At 71.6% G+C, this 16,788-nt stretch carries 17 protein-coding genes and 1 pseudogene; 10 read left to right on the top strand and 8 right to left on the bottom strand.

The genetic code is table 11. The annotated features are described in order from the left end of the window. Positions 1-172: 172 nt before the first annotated feature. The 5 genes from ABD120_RS12250 to pyrG form a co-directional block, all read right to left on the bottom strand. Positions 173-1,003, bottom strand: a complete 831-nt coding sequence (locus tag ABD120_RS12250) for a segregation and condensation protein A (RefSeq protein ID WP_343949922.1) — start codon at positions 1,001-1,003, stop codon at positions 173-175. Then, positions 1,000-1,941, bottom strand: coding sequence for a ParA family protein (locus ABD120_RS12245; protein ID WP_425563963.1), 942 nt, complete (start codon positions 1,939-1,941; stop codon positions 1,000-1,002). The genes ABD120_RS12250 and ABD120_RS12245 overlap by 4 nt, the downstream gene beginning before the upstream one ends. Positions 1,942-2,048: 107 nt before the next feature. Continuing rightward, positions 2,049-2,954, bottom strand: a complete 906-nt coding sequence (locus ABD120_RS12240) for a site-specific tyrosine recombinase XerD (protein WP_343949921.1) — start codon at positions 2,952-2,954, stop codon at positions 2,049-2,051. A gap of 6 nt (positions 2,955-2,960) precedes the next feature. After that, positions 2,961-3,557: an NUDIX domain-containing protein gene (locus ABD120_RS12235; protein ID WP_343949920.1), complete on the bottom strand. Its 597-nt coding sequence runs from the start codon at positions 3,555-3,557 to the stop codon at positions 2,961-2,963. Next, positions 3,554-5,227 carry a CTP synthase gene (gene pyrG, locus ABD120_RS12230; RefSeq protein ID WP_343949919.1) on the bottom strand — a complete coding sequence of 558 codons (1,674 nt, stop codon included), beginning with the start codon at positions 5,225-5,227 and terminating at the stop codon, positions 3,554-3,556. The genes ABD120_RS12235 and pyrG overlap by 4 nt, the downstream gene beginning before the upstream one ends. A gap of 110 nt (positions 5,228-5,337) precedes the next feature. On the opposite strand from pyrG, the gene ABD120_RS12225 reads away from it, so the two are divergent. Then, positions 5,338-5,988: an acyltransferase gene (locus tag ABD120_RS12225; protein WP_343949918.1), complete on the top strand. Its 651-nt coding sequence runs from the start codon at positions 5,338-5,340 to the stop codon at positions 5,986-5,988. 82 nt (positions 5,989-6,070) lie between these two features. Then, positions 6,071-6,817 (top strand): GntR family transcriptional regulator, encoded by a 747-nt coding sequence (locus ABD120_RS12220; protein ID WP_343949917.1) that lies wholly within the window; start codon positions 6,071-6,073, stop codon positions 6,815-6,817. Positions 6,818-6,956: 139 nt separating this feature from the next. Here ABD120_RS12220 and ABD120_RS12215 read toward each other — a convergent pair whose 3' ends face one another. Further along, positions 6,957-9,275, bottom strand: coding sequence for a GcvT family protein (locus ABD120_RS12215; protein ID WP_343949916.1), 2,319 nt, complete (start codon positions 9,273-9,275; stop codon positions 6,957-6,959). A 99-nt stretch (positions 9,276-9,374) separates the two neighbouring features. Here ABD120_RS12215 and ABD120_RS12210 point away from each other — a divergent pair, with 99 nt between their 5' ends. Next, complete coding sequence (locus ABD120_RS12210) at positions 9,375-10,274, top strand: choline kinase family protein (protein WP_343949915.1); 900 nt, start codon at positions 9,375-9,377, stop codon at positions 10,272-10,274. Positions 10,275-10,279: 5 nt separating this feature from the next. Next, positions 10,280-10,876: a DUF4126 domain-containing protein gene (locus ABD120_RS12205; RefSeq protein ID WP_343949914.1), complete on the top strand. Its 597-nt coding sequence runs from the start codon at positions 10,280-10,282 to the stop codon at positions 10,874-10,876. Here the strand turns inward: ABD120_RS12205 and ABD120_RS12200 are convergent. Next, complete coding sequence (locus ABD120_RS12200; RefSeq protein WP_343949913.1) at positions 10,824-11,681, bottom strand: alpha/beta fold hydrolase; 858 nt, start codon at positions 11,679-11,681, stop codon at positions 10,824-10,826. The genes ABD120_RS12205 and ABD120_RS12200 overlap by 53 nt on opposite strands. Positions 11,682-11,794: 113 nt before the next feature. On the opposite strand from ABD120_RS12200, the gene ABD120_RS12195 reads away from it, so the two are divergent. From ABD120_RS12195 to ABD120_RS12175, 5 genes are all read left to right on the top strand, one after another. Beyond that, positions 11,795-12,397 carry a hypothetical protein gene (locus ABD120_RS12195; RefSeq protein WP_343949912.1) on the top strand — a complete coding sequence of 201 codons (603 nt, stop codon included), beginning with the start codon at positions 11,795-11,797 and terminating at the stop codon, positions 12,395-12,397. Positions 12,398-12,556: 159 nt separating this feature from the next. Then, entirely contained in the window at positions 12,557-13,372 is an 816-nt protein-coding gene (locus tag ABD120_RS12190; RefSeq protein WP_343949911.1) for a serine protein kinase RIO, read from the top strand. Between the two features lie 89 nt (positions 13,373-13,461). Beyond that, positions 13,462-13,911 carry an RlpA-like double-psi beta-barrel domain-containing protein gene (locus ABD120_RS12185; RefSeq protein ID WP_343949909.1) on the top strand — a complete coding sequence of 150 codons (450 nt, stop codon included), beginning with the start codon at positions 13,462-13,464 and terminating at the stop codon, positions 13,909-13,911. A 10-nt stretch (positions 13,912-13,921) separates the two neighbouring features. Continuing rightward, entirely contained in the window at positions 13,922-14,521 is a 600-nt protein-coding gene (locus ABD120_RS12180; protein WP_343949908.1) for a cell wall protein, read from the top strand. Between the two features lie 9 nt (positions 14,522-14,530). Further along, positions 14,531-15,319 carry a MauE/DoxX family redox-associated membrane protein gene (locus ABD120_RS12175; protein ID WP_343949907.1) on the top strand — a complete coding sequence of 263 codons (789 nt, stop codon included), beginning with the start codon at positions 14,531-14,533 and terminating at the stop codon, positions 15,317-15,319. Here ABD120_RS12175 and ABD120_RS12170 read toward each other — a convergent pair. Beyond that, positions 15,316-16,119 carry a phytanoyl-CoA dioxygenase family protein gene (locus ABD120_RS12170; protein ID WP_343949906.1) on the bottom strand — a complete coding sequence of 268 codons (804 nt, stop codon included), beginning with the start codon at positions 16,117-16,119 and terminating at the stop codon, positions 15,316-15,318. The two genes, ABD120_RS12175 and ABD120_RS12170, sit on opposite strands and share 4 nt — an antisense overlap. 26 nt (positions 16,120-16,145) lie before the next feature. On the opposite strand from ABD120_RS12170, the pseudogene ABD120_RS39760 reads away from it, so the two are divergent. Then, positions 16,146-16,788, top strand: a pseudogene (locus tag ABD120_RS39760) (AraC family ligand binding domain-containing protein); the annotation flags it as partial.

Raw genomic sequence — 16,788 nt, 5'->3', positions numbered from 1 at the left:
CACAAGCCCAGACGCGGGCTCGGGATCCGGGACGGCCGCAGAGTCTTGGGCGGCAGGCGCAGACGGCGGCTCGGCCGCAGGCTCGGGGGCCGGGGAGGTGAGAGCGCCGGGAAGGGTCATCCAGGCGGGCAGGCCGGAGTCGTCGGAACGCCGGGGTGCCGCAGGCGTCTCGTCACTCATCTGTGGTCTTCTCCGCGCTCTCGTCGTAGTCGTCGCCCACCGAGACGTCGCCGTCGTCGGCGCCGGTCCAGGTCACGTGCAGGTCGCCGAGGGGTTCGAGCTGCTCGAACATGACCGCGGACTCCCGGAACAGCTCCAGGACGGCCAGGAATCGTGCGATCACCTCGAAGGTGCCCTCGCAGTCGGCGACCAGGGCGCGGAAGGTCGCCTTGCGCATGCGCCGCAGGCGCCGCACAAGGATAGCGGCCTGTTCGCGCACGCTGGCGAGTGGCTGGTAGATGTGCCCGACGCTGACGGTCGGCGGCGCCTTGGGGGTGAAGGCCCGCGCGGCGATCCTGGCCAGTTGGTCGGGGCCGATGCCGAGGACGAGTTCGGGCAGCAGGTCGGCGAACCTGGGCTCCATGGGGACGATGCGCGCATAGCGCAGCGACTCCTCCGCCATGAGGCCGGAGAAGACCTTGGCGACCTCCTTGTACGCCTTGTACTGCAGGAGCCGCGCGAACAGCAGGTCGCGGGCCTCCAGCAGGGCGAGGTCCTCCTCGTCCTCGACCTCTCCGGACGGCAGTAGCCGAGCGGCCTTCAGGTCGAGGAGCGTGGCGGCGACCAGGAGGAAGTGGCTGGTCTGGTCGAGGTCCCACTCGGGCCCGCGCGAAGTGATGTAGGAGATGAACTCGTCGGTGACCTTGGAAAGCGAGACCTCGGTGATGTCCAGCTTGTGTTTGGAGATGAGCCCGAGCAGCAGGTCGAAGGGGCCTTGGAAGACGTCCAGGTGGACCTGGAAGCCCCCTTGCTCAACCGGGGTAGCTGTCGGGGTGGCCGTCACCTGGCCATTGTCGCAGGCGCGGGCCAGCGCGAGAGTACTTCTCTGGCCAGTTCGCGGTAGGCGTTGGCGCCGAGCGACGACGGGTCGAAGGTGGTGATCGGCTCTCCGGCGACGGTGGCGTCGGGGAAGCGGACCGTCCGGTTGATGACGGTGTGGAAGACCTTGTCGCCGAACGCCTCGACGACGCGGGCGAGGACCTCGCGGCCGTGGAGGGTGCGGGCGTCGTACATGGTGGCCAGCAGGCCCTCGATCTCAAGCTCGTCGTTGAGCCGCTCCTGGACCTTGGCGATGGTGTCCATGAGCAGGGCGACGCCGCGCAGCGCGAAGAACTCGCACTCCAGCGGCACCATGACGCCGTGTGCGCAGGTGAGCGCGTTGACGGTGAGCAGGCCGAGCGACGGCTGGCAGTCGATGAGGCAGACGTCGTAGTGCGGCAGCAGCGGCTTGAGCACGCGGCCGAGCACCTGCTCGCGGGCGACCTCGGTGACGAGCTGGACCTCGGCCGCGGACAGGTCGATGTTGCTGGGCAGCAGGTCGAGTCCTTCGACGCCGGTCTCCAGCAGGACGTCCTCGGCGGAGACGTTGCGGTCCATCAGCAGGTTGTAGACCGTGAGGTCGAGTTGATGGGGGTTGATGCCGAGGCCGACGGACAGGGCGCCCTGCGGGTCGAAGTCGACGAGCAGCACCTTGAGGCCGTACTCGACGAGCGCGGCGCCGAGGTTGATGGTGGTGGTGGTCTTGCCGACCCCGCCCTTCTGGTTGACCATCGCGACCACCCGGGCGGGCCCGTGCGTCTCGCGCACGCCGGGGTCGGGGAAGAGCGGCCGAGGTCTCCCGGTGGGGCCCAGGTTGACGCCTCCCTTGGGGTTGGCGGTCTTCGTGTCACCCCAGGGGTTGTCGGGGTTCCCCTGGGTCGAACCGTTGGTCGTCACAGTCACCAGCTCGAACCTCCCTGACGATCCCGAACCGGACCGTCCGGACGGACACTATGGGGTCAGCCTTTAGACCGGCAAGGCGGCACGCCGCCGGTCGCGAAGACTATAGATCACCGCCGGGCACGGGGGTGCGCTGCGGCGTAGACCTCGCGGAGCCTGTCGACCGTGACCAGGGTGTAGACCTGGGTGGTGGTCACCGAGGCGTGGCCGAGCAGCTCTTGAACCACCCTAACGTCGGCACCGCCGTCAAGGAGGTGGGTTGCGAAGGAATGGCGCAGGACATGGGGAGATATCCCAACAAGTCTGGCACGTTCGGCGGCGGCCTGCAGCACCTCCCACGCCCCCTGCCGGGTCAGCCGCCCGCCCCTGGCGTTGAGGAACAGCGCGGGCGTGCCCTTTCCCCTGGCGGTGAGCCCGGGACGGGCGCGGACCAGGTAGGCGTCGAGGGCCTCGCGGGCGTAGCGGCCCAGCGGGACCACCCGGGTACGGCCGCCCTTGCCGCGCAGCCGTACCTGGTCATCCTCCAGGTCGTCCACGGCCAGGCCGACGGCCTCCGAGATGCGGGCGCCGGTGCCGTACAGGACCTCAAGGAGGGCCCGGTTGCGCAGCGTCAGCGGCGCGCCGTCCGGGCCGGAGGCGGCGATGAGCCGCTCGACCTCGTCCACGGCGATCGCCTTCGGCAGCCTGCGCGGCGGACGCGGCGGACGGACCCCGTGCGCGGGGTCGTGGCCGGTGACGCCCTCGCGCAGGGCGAAGCGGTGCAGCCCGCGTACGGCGGAGACCGCCCGCGCCGCCGAGCCGGCGACGAGGGCGGGATGTTCGCCGTCGCCCTCACGCAGCGCGGACAGGAACGCCAGCACGTCGTCCTCGGCCACGTCGGCGAGGTCGGCCCGCCCGCGCGCCCGGAGGTGGTCGACGTAGCGGCGCAGGTCGCGCCGGTAGGAGGCGAGGGTGTTGGCGGCCAGGCCCCGCTCCACCGCCAGATGGGCGAGGTAGCCGGACAGCACCGCCTCCACGAAACGTCACTCCTCAGGTGCGTCGGCCGGTCGCAGCAGCTCGTACCCTTCGGCGGAGGCCGCGTACGCGGCGAGGATACCGGCCACGGCCGGGGAATTGTGGATCCGTCCCATGAGCGCCATTTCCACCGCGTCGGGCAGTGGAACCCATTCGATGGGCATATCGGTCTCTTCGTGCTTGCGCTCGAAGTCGATCTGGACCGGCCGCAGGTCGCGGGCCAGGAAGACCCTGACCCGTTCGTCGGCCATGCCGGGCGAGGTCATCAGGTCGACGAGGGTGTGCCAGGTACCCGCGGCGTACCCGGCCTCCTCGGCGAGTTCGCGGGCGGCGGTGGCGGCCAGCGGCTCGCCCTCGACGTCGCGGATCCCGGCGGGCAGTTCCCACAGCAGGTGCCGTACCGGGTGACGGTACTGGCGCAGCAGCAGCACCCGGCCCTCGTCGTCGAGGGCGAGCACCGCGACGGAGCCGGGGTGGACGACGTAGTCGCGGTCGGCGACGGTGTCACCGGGCATGCGCACCGTGTCGGTGCGCACCCCGATCACGTACCCCTTGAAGTGCTCCCTGGTGGCCGTGACGGGCCAGGTCTCCGGAGTGTCCCTCATTTGGCGACCTTGGCGACCTTGGCCGCCACGCGGCTGTCGGCGTAGGCGAGGGCCGCGTTGATCAGTCCCTTGAACATCGGGTTGGCCCGTGTCGGCCGCGACTTGAACTCGGGGTGGGCCTGGGTGCCGATGAAGAACGGGTGGGTGTCGGCGGGCAGTTCGGTGTACTCGACCAGGCGGCCGTCGGGCGAGAGCCCGGAGAAGACCATGCCGACCTTCTCCAGTTTGTCGCGGTAGGCGTTGTTGACCTCGTAGCGGTGGCGGTGGCGCTCGGCGACCTTGGCCTTGCCGCCGTACAACTGCCTGGCCAGGGTGCCCTCGCCGAGCTTGGCCGTGTAGGAGCCGAGGCGCATCGTGCCGCCCATGTCGCGCTCGCCCGAGACGACGTCCTGCTGGTCGGCCATGGTGGAGATGACGGCGTGCTTGGTGTCGGGGTCGAACTCGGCGGAGCCCGCCTCCTCGATCCCGGCCAGGTTGCGGGCGGCCTCGATGACCATGCCCTGCATGCCGAGGCAGATGCCGAGCAGCGGCACCTTGTTCTCGCGGGCGTGCCGGATCGCGCCGATCTTGCCCTCGATGCCCCGCACGCCGAACCCGCCGGGGATCAGCACGCCGTCGACGCCGTCGAGTTCGCGCTCGGCGCCGTCCGGGGTCTCGCAGTCGTCGCTCTTGACCCAGCGGATGTTGACGCGGGCGTCGTTGGCGAAGCCGCCGGCGCGCAGCGCCTCGGTGACGCTGAGGTAGGCGTCGGGCAGGTCGATGTACTTGCCGACCAGCGCGATCGTGACCTCCTTCGCCGGACGGTGCACCCGGCGCAGCAGTTGCTCCCACTCCTTCCAGTCGACGTCGCGGAAGGGCAGGCCGAGGCGCCGCACGACGTAGGCGTCGAGGCCCTCCGAGTGCAGCACACGGGGGATGTCGTAGATGGAGGCCGCGTCCACGGCGCTGACGACGGCGTCCTCGTCGACGTCGCACATCAGGCTGATCTTGCGCTTGATGGAGGTCTGCACCGGCCGGTCGGAGCGCAGCACGATGGCGTCCGGCTGGATGCCGATGCTGCGCAGGGCGGCGACGGAGTGCTGGGTGGGCTTGGTCTTCAGCTCTCCGGAGGGCCCGATGTACGGCAGCAGCGACACGTGCAGGAAGAACACGTTGTCGCGGCCGACCTCGTGCCTGATCTGGCGGACGGACTCCAGGAACGGCAGCGACTCGATGTCGCCGACGGTGCCGCCGACCTCGGTGATGACCACGTCGACGTCGGGACCCGCCATGCCACGGATGCGGTCCTTGATCTCGTTGGTGATGTGGGGGATGACCTGGACGGTGTCGCCGAGGTACTCGCCGCGCCGCTCCTTGGCGATCACGTTGGAGTAGACCTGGCCGGTGGTGACGTTGGCCGAGCCGTGCAGGTCGGTGTCGAGGAAGCGCTCGTAGTGGCCGACGTCGAGGTCGGTCTCCGCGCCGTCGTCGGTGACGAAGACCTCACCGTGCTGGAACGGGTTCATCGTGCCGGGGTCGACGTTGAGGTAGGGGTCGAGCTTCTGCATGGTGACCCGGAGCCCGCGCGCCTTGAGCAGACGGCCGAGGCTGGAAGCCGTGAGGCCCTTGCCGAGACTGGAGGCGACACCGCCGGTGACGAACAGATGCTTGGTTTGCGATGCGCTGCGCAAGGAGGCTCCCGTGGCTCGAGGTGTGGTCGAACTGTCCACGGGCTGTCAGGATATCAAAGAACGCCCCCGACATGCCCGAACAGTCTGACCAAGCGGTAACTTTGGGCCCTATGTCACTCGTACGACGTGCCGTCGGCGCCTTTGTTCACCGGGCCTACGGGGCGATTCGCACGGCCGGGGCGATCACCTCGGCCACCCCCGCCGGCCATCGTTTCGGCCGGATCGGCGCGGGGGTGAGCATCGCGTTCCCGCCTGGCGCGATCTTCGGCGAGCACTGGATCGAGATCGGCGACGGCACGCTCATCGGCGAGCGGGTCTCCCTGTCGTGTGGCATGGGGCCAGGACAGGATCTCGGACCCGGCTCGATTCTGCGGATCGGCGGCTCGTGCTCGATCGGCAGGGGCAGCCACATCGTGGCGCACGAGTCCATCGACATCGGCGACCACGTCTTCACGGGCCCGTACGTGTACATCACCGATCAGAACCACGTCTACGACGATCCGGACATCCCGATCGGCAGGCAGTGGCCGCGCAACAGCCCGGTATCGATCGGCTCCGGCTCATGGCTGGGCGCCGGGGCGATCATCCTGCCGGGCACCCGGCTCGGGCGGCAGTGCGTGGTGGCGGGCGGCGCGGTGGTGCGGGGCGAGTTCCCCGACCACAGCGTGGTCGCGGGCGTCCCGGCCCGGCTGGTGCGCTCGTACGATCCCGCGCGCGGCTGGCACTCCCCCGGCCTCGCCGCTCTGAACCGCCCGGCATGAGAGCCGTGCAGGACCGTGCGCGACCGTGCGGGACCGCCTGGGTCCGTGTGGGGGTCCGTGTGGGAACTGTCACAGTAGAAGCGTGGAGTTCGTCGAGCTGACCCGGGGCGGCGGGGTGCCCGCGCACGTCCGGATCGAGCGGCGGCTGCGGGCCGCGATCGACAGCGGCGAGATCGCGCCCGGCGACCGCCTGCCCGGCGAGCGCGACCTCGCCGCCCGGCTCGGGGTGTCGCGGATGACGCTGCGGCAGGCGCTGGCGGCGCTGGCCGCCCAGGGCGCACTGGTACGGGTCCCGGGCCGCTCCGGGGGCGCGTTCGTCGCCGACCCCGCCGACCGGCGGGCGGAGTGCGACCTGACGGGGCTGGCCGGGTTCACCGAGCAGATGCGCAGGGCGCACCTGACCGCACAGGCCTGGGTGCTACGCGCGGCGACCGCCGCGGCGCCGGAGGAGGTGGCCGCCGCCCTGGAGCTGGAGGGTGCGGCGCGGGTGCACGAGATCTCCCGGGTCCGCTCGGCGGGCGGCTCGCCGGTGGCGCTGGAGCACTCGTTCTTCCCGGCCGCGCCGCTGCCCGGCCTGCTGGAGCGGGATCTGACCGGTTCCCTCTACGCCCTGCTCACGACCGCGTACGGCCTGCGGCCGAGCAGCGCGGTCGAGCACCTCGACCCGGTCGTGGCCGACGACGGGCAGGCTGCCCACCTGGGGGTGGCGGCGGGCACGCCGCTCATGCGCATCGAGCGCACCGCCTACACCGCCGAGGGCGTGCCCCTGGAGTACGCCCGCGACCTGTTCCGGCCCGACCGGGTCCGCGTCACGGTCCGCACCGGGTGACGCGGACCCGACCTGTTCCGGCCGACCGAGTTCGCGTCACGGTCCACACAGGGTGACGCGAACCCGAGCTGTTCCGGCCGACCGAACCCGCGTCACCGTCCACACCGGGTGACGCAGACCCGCCGATCATCTGAAACCGCTATGCGACGACGCCGCCGACGGGCTCGCCGAACGACTCGATCTCCACCCGGGTGCCGGGGCCCGGCTCCAGGTAGGCGTAGGCGAGGGAGCGTTCGAGGGTGTAGCCGTACCCGCCGGAGGTGACGCGGCCCGCCACGAGGCCGTCCACGCGGACCGGCTCGCTGCCGAGGACCACCGTGCGCGGGTCGTCCAGCACGATGCGGCGCAGGCGGCGCGCGGGATCGGGATCGAGCGCGTCCCTGCCGAGGAAGTCCTTGTCCGCCGCGACGCAGAAGCCGAGCCCCGCCTCGTACGGTGTGGTCTCGGGGCCGATGTCCGTGCCCCACACGCGGTGGCCCTTCTCCAGTCGCAGGCTGTCGATCGCGCGGTAGCCGCCCGCCACCAGGCCATGGGGGCGCCCGGCCGCCCAGAGGGTCTCCCACAGGGCCCTGCCGTACTCGCTGGAGCAGTACAGCTCCCAGCCGTGCTCTCCGACGAAGCTCACCCGCAGCGCCAGGACGGGCACGTCGCCCACGGTGATCTCCCGGGCGGACATGCCGGGCGCCTCCAGCGGGCCCGCCGCGACGGGCGCGAGGATGTCGCGGGCGCGCGGCCCCCACAGGGCGAAGCAGGCGTACTGCCCGGTGACGTCGGCGAGGCGGACGGCCGCGCCGCGCCGTCTGGCCTGCTCGCGCAGCCGTCCGAGGTCGCGGGTGCCGCAGGCGGTGCCGGTGACGATCAGGAAGTCGTCCTCGCCGCGCCGGGTGACGGTGAAGTCGCCCTCGATGCCGCCACGCCGGTTGAGCGCCTGTGTGTAGGTGACGGCGCCGGCCTCGCGGGCGACACGGTTGTCGCACACCCATTCCAGCAGCGCCGCGGCGCCGGGGCCGGTGACCTCCAGCTTGGCGAAGGAGCTCTCGTCGAACAGCCCGGCGGTGGTCCGGGTCGCGCGGTGCTCCGCGCCGATCGCCGGGTGCCAGGCTTCCGCCGCCCACCCTCTGGGCTCCGGGTCCTCGTGCGGCCCGGCGTTGGAGGCGTAGTAGTGGACCCGTTCCCATCCGGCCTTCTCGCCGAAGACGGCGCCGTGCGCGGCGTGCCAGGGGTAGGCGGGCGAGGTGCGCAGCGGGCGCCCGGCGCGGCGTTCGCGGCCGGGCGGGCGCAGGTCGTAGTAGGTCTCGTAGTTCTCCACCACGCGTCCGCGGGTGTAGGAGGGCGAGCGGTAGTGGGCGCCGAAGCGGCGGATATCCATGTGCGACAGGTCCATGGGCGGCTCGCCCGCGAGGATCCACTCGGCCATGACCAGCCCGACGCCGCCCGCGCCCGCGATGCCGTGGGCGCAGAACCCGGCGGCGACGAAGAAGCCGCCGACCTCGCTCTCGCCGAGGCAGAACTCGTTGTCGGGGGTGAACGCCTCCGGCCCGTTGATCATCTTGCGGATGCCGACGTCGGCCATGGCGGGCACCCGCAGCCGGGAGCCCGCGAAGATCTCGGCGAAACGGTCGTGGTCCTCGGGCAGCAGGCGGCCGTTGAAGTCCTGCGGGACGGGGTCGGTCCACGGCGCGCACGTGCGCTCGTACCCGCCCATGACCAGGCCCCGGACCTCCTGCCGGTAGTAGACGAGCAGGTCGGGGTCGCGCAGGGTGGGCAGGCCGGTGTGCCCGTGGAAGGCGTCGGTGATCACGTACTGGTGGGACACCGGGATGATCGGGACGCGCACGCCCGCCATGCGGCCGATCTCGGCGGCGAACATGCCGCCGCAGTTGACCACGATCTCGCAGGCGATGTCGCCCTGGTCGGTGCGGACGCCGGTGACCCGGCCGTTCTCGACGTCGATGCCGAGGACGCGGGTGCGGGTGCGGATCCTGGCGCCCGCCGCGCGGGCGAGCCCGGCCAGCGCGTAGCAGAGCTGGGAGGGGTCGATCTGGCCGTCGGTGGGCAGGTAGGCGGCGCCGACGACGCCCCGGGGGTCCATGAGCGGGAACAGTTCCACGGCCTCCGCAGCGGAGATCTCCTCCAGGGGCAGGTCCTGGGCGCGGGCCCAGCCGATCTGGCGCCGGATCTCGGCCAGCCGTCCGGGGCTCGCGGCCAGTTTGAGGCCGCACTCGCTCCAGCCGTCGAGCCTGCGGTAGAGCTCGACGGAGTGGCGGTTCATCCGGGTCAGGGCCGGGTCGGCGCGCAACTGGCCCACGAGTCCGGCCGAGTGGAAGGTGGAGCCGCTGGTCAGCTCGTCGCGCTCCAGGAGTAGCACGTCGCGTTCGCCGAGTTCGGTGAGGTGGTGGGCGACGCTGGTGCCGCCGACGCCGCCGCCGATGATCACGATGCGGGCCGAGTCGCTCATGCGGGCACGGTAACCCCGGGCGGATAAAAGGTCTAGACCGTTTACGCGGGGGTGGAACTGCTCTAGCATCGCCGCTCAAGCGTGACGAGGAGAGCGCCCATGGACGAGGTTCTCGACCGCATCCCCCTGCTGTCCGGCCTGCCGCGCACCGTCGAGGAGCTGCCCGGCGGGCTCACCAACCGAAACCTCAAGGTGAGCGTGCCCGGCGCGACCTACGTCGTGCGGATCCCGGCCAGCGAGTGCGCCCTGCTCGACATCGACAGGGACGCCGAGCACGCGAACGCGCTGGCCGCCGGGCGGGCGGGGTTGGGGGCGCCGGTCCACGCGTACGTGCGCGAACTCGGGGTGCTGGTGGCGGGGTTCCTGCCGGGGCGCACGCTCCAGGCGGCCGATCTGCGCGAGCCCGCGAACCTGCGGAGGGTCGCGGGGGTGTGCCGCGCGCTGCACGCGGGTCCGCGCTTCGCGCGGGACTTCGACATGTTCGAGGTGCGGGAGCGATACCTCCGCACCGTCATATCCCGAAATTTCCGCCTCCCGGCGAAATATCTGGACTTCGAGCCGCAGGTCGCGCGCATCAGGTCCGCCCTGCGCGTCCGCGCCGAGGGCACCGTCCCATGCCACAACGACCTGCTGGCGGGCAACTTCATCGACGACGGCGAGCGGCTCCGCCTCATCGACTTCGAGTACTCGGGCAACAACGACCCCTGCTTCGAGCTCGGCAACATCTGGAGCGAGTGCGACCTGACGCTGGAGCACCTGGAACTGCTCGTCACCGCCTACTACGGCCGCCGCCTGCGCCACCGCATCGCGCGGGCGCGACTGCTCGGCCTGATGTCCAAGTACGGCTGGACGCTCTGGGCCACCATCCAGGACGGCACCAACCACGCCATCGACTTCGACTTCTGGTCATGGGGCCTCGGCAGGTTCGACAGCGCGGCCGCCGAGTTCACCGGACCGGGCCTGTCACTGCTGCTCGACGAGGCCGCTCGGGCAGACTAGGGGGCATGTTCGCCACGCTGACCGGCCTCGGCCTGTCCACGGCCGCCGGGCTCAACGCCTACATCCCGTTGCTGGTCGTGGGCGTGCTGGCCAACTTCACCGACGCGGTCAAGCTGCCGGAGGGCTACGCGTGGCTGTCCAATTGGGGCGTGCTCGCCGTCCTCGCCGTACTACTGGCGGCCGAGTTCGTGCTGGACAAGATCCCGGCCGTCGACACCGTCAACGATCTGGTCCAGACGGCCGTGCGGCCGCTGTCCGGCGGCGTCGTCTTCAGTGCCACGTCGGCGGCGGCCGAACTCGACCACTCCACCTGGGTCACCGAGCATCCGTGGGTGAGCTGGGTGCTCGGCATCGCGATGGCGCTGGCCGTCCACGCGCTGAAGTCGACCGCCCGGCCGATCGTCAACGTCGGCACCGCCGGGGCGGGTGCGCCGGTGGCCAGCACCGTCGAGGACGCGGGCTCGCTCGGGGTGAGCCTCGTGGCGATCTTCCTGCCGCTGCTGGTGCTCGTGCTGCTGGTGGGGCTCGCGGTGTTCGCGTGGTGGCTGATCAGGCGGGTACGGCGGCGCCGCCGTCCGCCAGCCACTCCAGGAGGAGCCTGACGAACGCCTCGGGGCGCTCCTCGTGGAGGCGGTGGCCCGCGCCCTCCCACGCGACGGCCCGCGAGGCGGGGTGGGCGAACAGTCGGGACTCCCAGGCGGCCTGGCGCGGGTCCGACCAGATCGACAGCACGGGGCAGCTCCTGCGGGCCAGGTAGGCGTCGGCGGCGGGGCGCAGGCCGATGGAGTCCGGCAGCGCGAACATGCCCTCGAACGCCTGTGCCAGCACGTGGGGTGCCATGCCGTACAGGCGGCGGCGGTGCCAGTTCCTGACGACGGCGGGGGTCGCGGCGTTGGTGCACCAGCGGTCGATCTCGACCGCCGTCTCGTGCGCGTGGGCCGAGCCCAGCGCCGCGACCGTCCCCGCCAGCGTCGCGGCCAGCTCCGGCGGCATGCCGTACCCGGGGTCCACCGCGACCAGCCGGGCGACCAGGCGCGGGTGCTCGACGGCGAGGACGGAGACGACCTGGGCCCCCATCGAGTGGCCGACGGCCACGATCTCGGTGACGTCGAGCGCGGCGAGGAGCCGGGCGAGGTCGGCGGCCATCCGGCGCGGGGTGTTGCCCTCTGCGGGGACGCTGGAGTAGCCGTGGCCGCGCAGGTCCACGGCGAGCACCCGGTGGCGCTCGGCGAGCGCGTCGAGGTGCCACGACCATTGGTGGGAGTCGGCGCCCCAGCCGTGCACCAGCAGCAGCGGGGGGCCCGTGCCGTCGTCGGTGTAGAAGAGCCGGACATCGGCCTCGACCAGCGCGTACGGCACGATCGCCTCCTTCTGGGCGGGCTCGCGGGAGGTGCGGGCTGGCTGCACTGAACCACACGCCGCATGCCCGATCAAGTGCTTGCTAGGCTCGAAGGCGGAACCGGAAGCCCTGTGCGCGCGTTGGTCCGGACGTCACGAGCACTAGACTCAGGCGGCGGGAGGTGTCTCCGATCGAAACGGTCATCGCGATCTTGCTGGTCGTGTTCCTGGTGCTGCTCGCCCTCGGCGGGGCGGCGATCTACTTCGCGGTCAAGGTGGGCAAGAAGGCCGCCAAGTCCGCCAAACAGGCGACGAACCGGCTCAGCGCCCATGTCAACGCCATGGGCACCGGCGAGGCGTCCGAGGTCGAGCGCCTGCGCCTCGACCTGCGGCGCGAGGTCGCCCTCACCCGTCAGGCCATCGACCACGCCCAGCAGCAGGGCTGGGGCCTCAGCGACCTGCCCGACCTGATGGCGCAGCTCGCCAGGCAGGCCGAGGCCCAGGACCACCAGCTCGGCATGTACGCCAAGCACGTGCGTGTCTCGTCGATGAGCGACCAGACGACGCTCGGGCAGTTGCGCGAGCACCAGGCCAAGCTGACGGCGATGTGCGCGCGCATCCGCGCCGACCTGATGCGTACGCAGGCCGAGCACGCGAGCACCGGCATCGACGAGCTCAGCACCCGCACCGACCTGGAGATCGAGGCGCGCAAGCCGTCGGCCGACCCGCTCGACGAGATCGACGAGCTGTACCGCCGCACCATGGAGCAACGCCGCGAGCAGTAAATCCGGTTGCGCCCGCGCCCGGGCGCTCGGCATACTCGGCGGCGTTGTGTTCCACACCGGGAGAAGGGAGGTCGGCATGGCGTACTTCACGCTGTCCCTCATCGACCTCCCCGCCGGTGGCTGACGCATCGGTGGGCACACTCCTCGGAGTTCTTCACCATGCTGCACGACCCGTTCGACGACGACTTCCACAGTTCTCCTCCCGCCGGTGACCGCTGGTCCACCTGGGACCGGAGCACCCCGACCGAGCGCGGCCCGCAGCCGCATCCCGACTGGCTGGTGACCGAACTCGCCGCCGTCGACACCGAACTCGGCGTACTCAAGACCGGCAAAGAGGCCGACGTCCACCTGATCTCGCGCGGGGTCCCCGACACCGACCGCGTGTGCCTGCTGGCCGCCAAGCGCTACCGCGCCGCCCAGCACCGGCTCTTCCACCGCGACGCCGGCTACCGCGAAGGCCGCCGCACCCGCGACACCCGCACGGCGCGTGCGATGGCGCGCAAATCCGCCTACGGCCGCGACGCGGCGGCGAGCGAATGGGCGGGCGCCGAGTTCGTGGCGCTGTGCCGGTTGTGGGAGCTGGGCCTGCCCGTGCCGTACCCGGTACAGATCGTGGGGACCGAGGTGCTGCAGGAGTTCATCGGCACCTCGGACGGCCACGCCGCGCCGCGCCTGGCGAACGTCCGCGACGATCTGCCCGGCCTGTGGGAACAGCTCGTGGACGCGCTGGTGCTGCTGGCGCGCGAGGGCCTGGCCCACGGCGACCTGTCGCCCTACAACATCCTCGTCCGGGACGGGCGCCCGGTGATCATCGACCTGCCGCAGATCGTGGACGTGATCTCACATCCCGCGGGCCCCGGCTTCCTCGACCGCGACGCCCGCAACGTGGCGACCTGGTTCGCGGCCAAGGGGGTCGAGGCCGCCGACCCCGACGCGCTCTCGGTGACCCTCCGGCTGGAGTCCGGGCGCATCTAGACATTGACGAAAGATCCTTACATGCTATTCATTGATCAAGTCGGAAAGTTTCAGCACCGCGGCATCATCCCCACCCCTAGGAGACGCGCATGGTGCAGGCCCCACCGGACGAACTTCCCATCGACTTAAACGCCGCCGTCAGAGGCGAGGTCTCGTGGTTCTGCTGCGGAACGGCCTGGGGGCCGTGCGGCACCCAGGGACGCGGCGCCTGCGGCACCTGCAACTCGGGCAGCATGCAGCACGCCTGGCCCAACACCTCCGACGCCTGCTGGGCGATCACCCGCCCGGACCGGTGCGGGTTCAACCTGTCGCGCCGCACCTGCGGCTACCGGCACAAGACCACCAACCTGTGCAGCGGCCAGAGCATCACCACCTCGATCGCCGACTGCGGACCGCAGACCGACCTGTGGTGCGGTGAGCGCAGCTGCTGCGGCAGCACCTGCGGCACCGACCGCATCATCGACCTCACCGCCGCCGCCTACAGCGCGATCGCGAGCCTGTCCACGGGCCTGCGGCCGTGCGAGATCACGGCAGGCTGAGGGGGCGGCGATGACCAGCAGAAGGCAGATGCTCAAATCGGCCCTGCTCGGCGGCGGCGCGAGCGTCGTGGCCGCCACCGCGATGGGCTCGCTCGGCCCGGAGGCCGCCTTCGCGGCGGCCCCGGACCAGGCGGTGAAACCCGGCGACCCCGACCCCAACTTCGCCGAGGGCCGGATCCGCTCGATCAAGGACAACGTCCTCATGGTGCTCGGGTCGAACCTGGTCTTCCACCAGATCAGAGTCGTGGACGGCACCAGCCTGTGGAAGCTCGGCCCGGTGGGCTTCGACTCGGCCAAACCGGGTGACGGCCTGTACGCACGCGGCGTGCGCATGCCGGACGGCGTCCTCGCGGCCGAGTCCGTGTGGCTGAACATCGTCAACATCAAGGGACACATCCGCAACATCACTACCGACCGCATCCATCTTGACCACAACGGCAAGGACGTCGTCGCCAACGTCGTGGCGGGTACCTCGGTGGCCGTCCACTCCGACGCCCCCGCCACCTCCGACCTGTCCACGCTGAGCGTCGGCCAGCACGTCCAGATCCTCGGCGCGTGGCGCCCCGACACCAACGAAGTCGACATCGCCACGGTCTTCTCACCCCACTAGGAGGGACGCATGCAAGGGATCGCCGCGCTGCAGCCGTACGTGATCGCCGTCTTTCTCGCCTGGGCCGCCCTGCTGAAACTGCTCGACCGGCGCATGCGATCGCAGGCTGGCCAGACCGCACTGGCCCAGCTCGTCGGCCAGGCGCGCGCGATCCCCGCCCTCCGCGTCGTCGCGGTGCTCGAACTGGCCGTCGCCGCCGTCCTGCTCGTCCCGCCCTCACTGGTCTGGGAGGGTGCGGCGGCGGTCGTCCTCACCGCAGGTTTCCTCGGATATCTGACCTACTCCGCGCGCAAGGCTCCGACGTCGTCGTGCGGTTGCCTGGGCGCGCACAGCCGTCCGGTCGAGTGGCGCTCCTTCGCCCGCGCCGGACTCCTGCTCGCCCTGAGCCTCACGGCGCTGGTCGGGGGCCTGGCAGGGGCGCCGGTGGGGGCCGGGCCGGTCGCCGTGTCGCCGCTGCTCGTGCTGCTCGGACTGGCCGAGGGCCTTGCGGTGGTGGCGCTGTCGCCCGAACTGGACCGCCACTGGCTGACGCCGCTGCGCCGGGCGATCGTCCGCCGGCGCGACCCGCTGGCCGCCCGCGTCTCCGAACTCGTGCCCCTGGAGGTGTCGCTGCGCGTGCTCTACCGCAGCCCCGCCTTCTGCTCGGCCTCCTCCCATCTGTCCTCCGACGTCCTGGACACCTGGGACGAGGACGGCCTGCGCTTCATCAGCTACGCCGCCCGAGGCCGGACGGCGGTCTTCTCCCTGCCGCTGCCCGGCGACGACCCCTCGGCGGTGCGGGTGGCGCTCGTCGCCTAGAGTCCGTCCCGGTCGTGCCAGTCGTGCTGCCAGCGCCAGTCGATGGGCTGGGCGGCGCTCTGGTAGCGGATGTCCGTCGACAGCCGCACCACGCCGTCGGGGTCGCGATTGTCGAGGGCGGCGTGGACGAGATAAGCCGAGTGCACCACCATGTCGCCCGAGGCGTAGTCGGCCACCAGCCACCTGCTGTCGTACTCCTCCGCGAGCGCGGGCAGGTCGGCGGTGATCGAGGCGGCCGGATGGCGCAGCAGGCCCGCCGCCTCCTTCGCCCGCACGGCGTGGTGGCTGCCCTCCAGGTAGACCAGGCCGCCCCGGCTGAGCGGGCAGTCGCCGAGCGGGATCCACGAGCTGAGGACCTGGTCGGTGCCCTCGCGCAGGTACACCAGGTCGTAATGGGCCTGCGTGGCGGTGCCGACACCGCGCTGACCGGGCTTGACATGACGGATGATCTTCCGGCGGTGCAGGAACGGCGCACCGCCCAGCAACCAGGCGTACCAGCCCCTGACCGCCTCCTGCGAGCAGAAGGCGGCGTACTCGGGGCCGGGGACGATCTCCTTGAACAGCACCTGCCGCAGCCGGTCCGGCGGCAACTCGGCCGGACCACCGACGCCGAGCCGGTCCAGGTAGAAGGCGCGGAAGGCGTTCACGGCGGCCGGGTCGAGGTGGCCGCGCAGGTACAGGTAGCCGTGCCTGCGAAGCCGCTCCCAAAGCGCGTCGCGGTCGTGGCGCTCGTGCTCCGGCACCGGCTCCAGCGCTCCGACGCGGGCCGGGTCCAGCACGTATCCGTTGGAAGTGAGCATGCCGTTCACTGTGCTCGCCCCGCGAGATGATGTCATTGGACGCGTACGTCACCGTCGCTGGATTCCTCTTCATGATCAATTGGTCCCATTACCTCGTGCCGGACGCGGCCCACCGCCGCCTCGGGCTGGCCTGCCTCGGTGTCGGCGCCCAGGAGGCGCAGGGGGCCGGCGTACTGGAGCGGTCGCTGGACTGCTACGCGGCCGTGCTCGTCACCAGCGGCACCGGCTCGCTCGCAACCGGGGGCGGCGTTCCACTCGCGGTGCGTCCGCCCGCCCTGTTCTGGCTGTTCCCCGGCGTGCGCCACACCTACCGGCCCGACGGACGCTGGAGCGAGCGGTGGGTGCTCTTCGACGGCCCGGCGGGCGGCGCCTACGAGGAACTCGGCTGGTTGTCGCGCTCGGCGCCCGTCGTCCCGCTGGCCGAGCCGGGCGCCGTGGACAGTGTGCTCGCCCGCCTGGCGCGGGCCGCCCGGGAGGTCGAGGGGCAGGTGACGACGTCGGCGCTGCTGCACGAGCTGGTGGTGACCGTACGGCGGGCCGCCCGCGCCCGCACCGACGACACGGTGCTGCGCGCCCTGCGCCGGGACGCGCTGCTGCGCCTGCCCGTGGCCGAGCACGCCCGCCGCCTCGGGCTGTCGGAGCGGGCGCTGCGGCTGCGGGTGCGGGCGG

It is taken from the genome of Nonomuraea longicatena, assembly GCF_039525605.1.
GTDB classification, from domain to species: domain Bacteria; phylum Actinomycetota; class Actinomycetes; order Streptosporangiales; family Streptosporangiaceae; genus Nonomuraea; species Nonomuraea longicatena.
The sequence above is the reverse complement of the archived record's forward strand: the minus strand, read 5'-3'. Positions and strand labels throughout refer to the sequence as shown.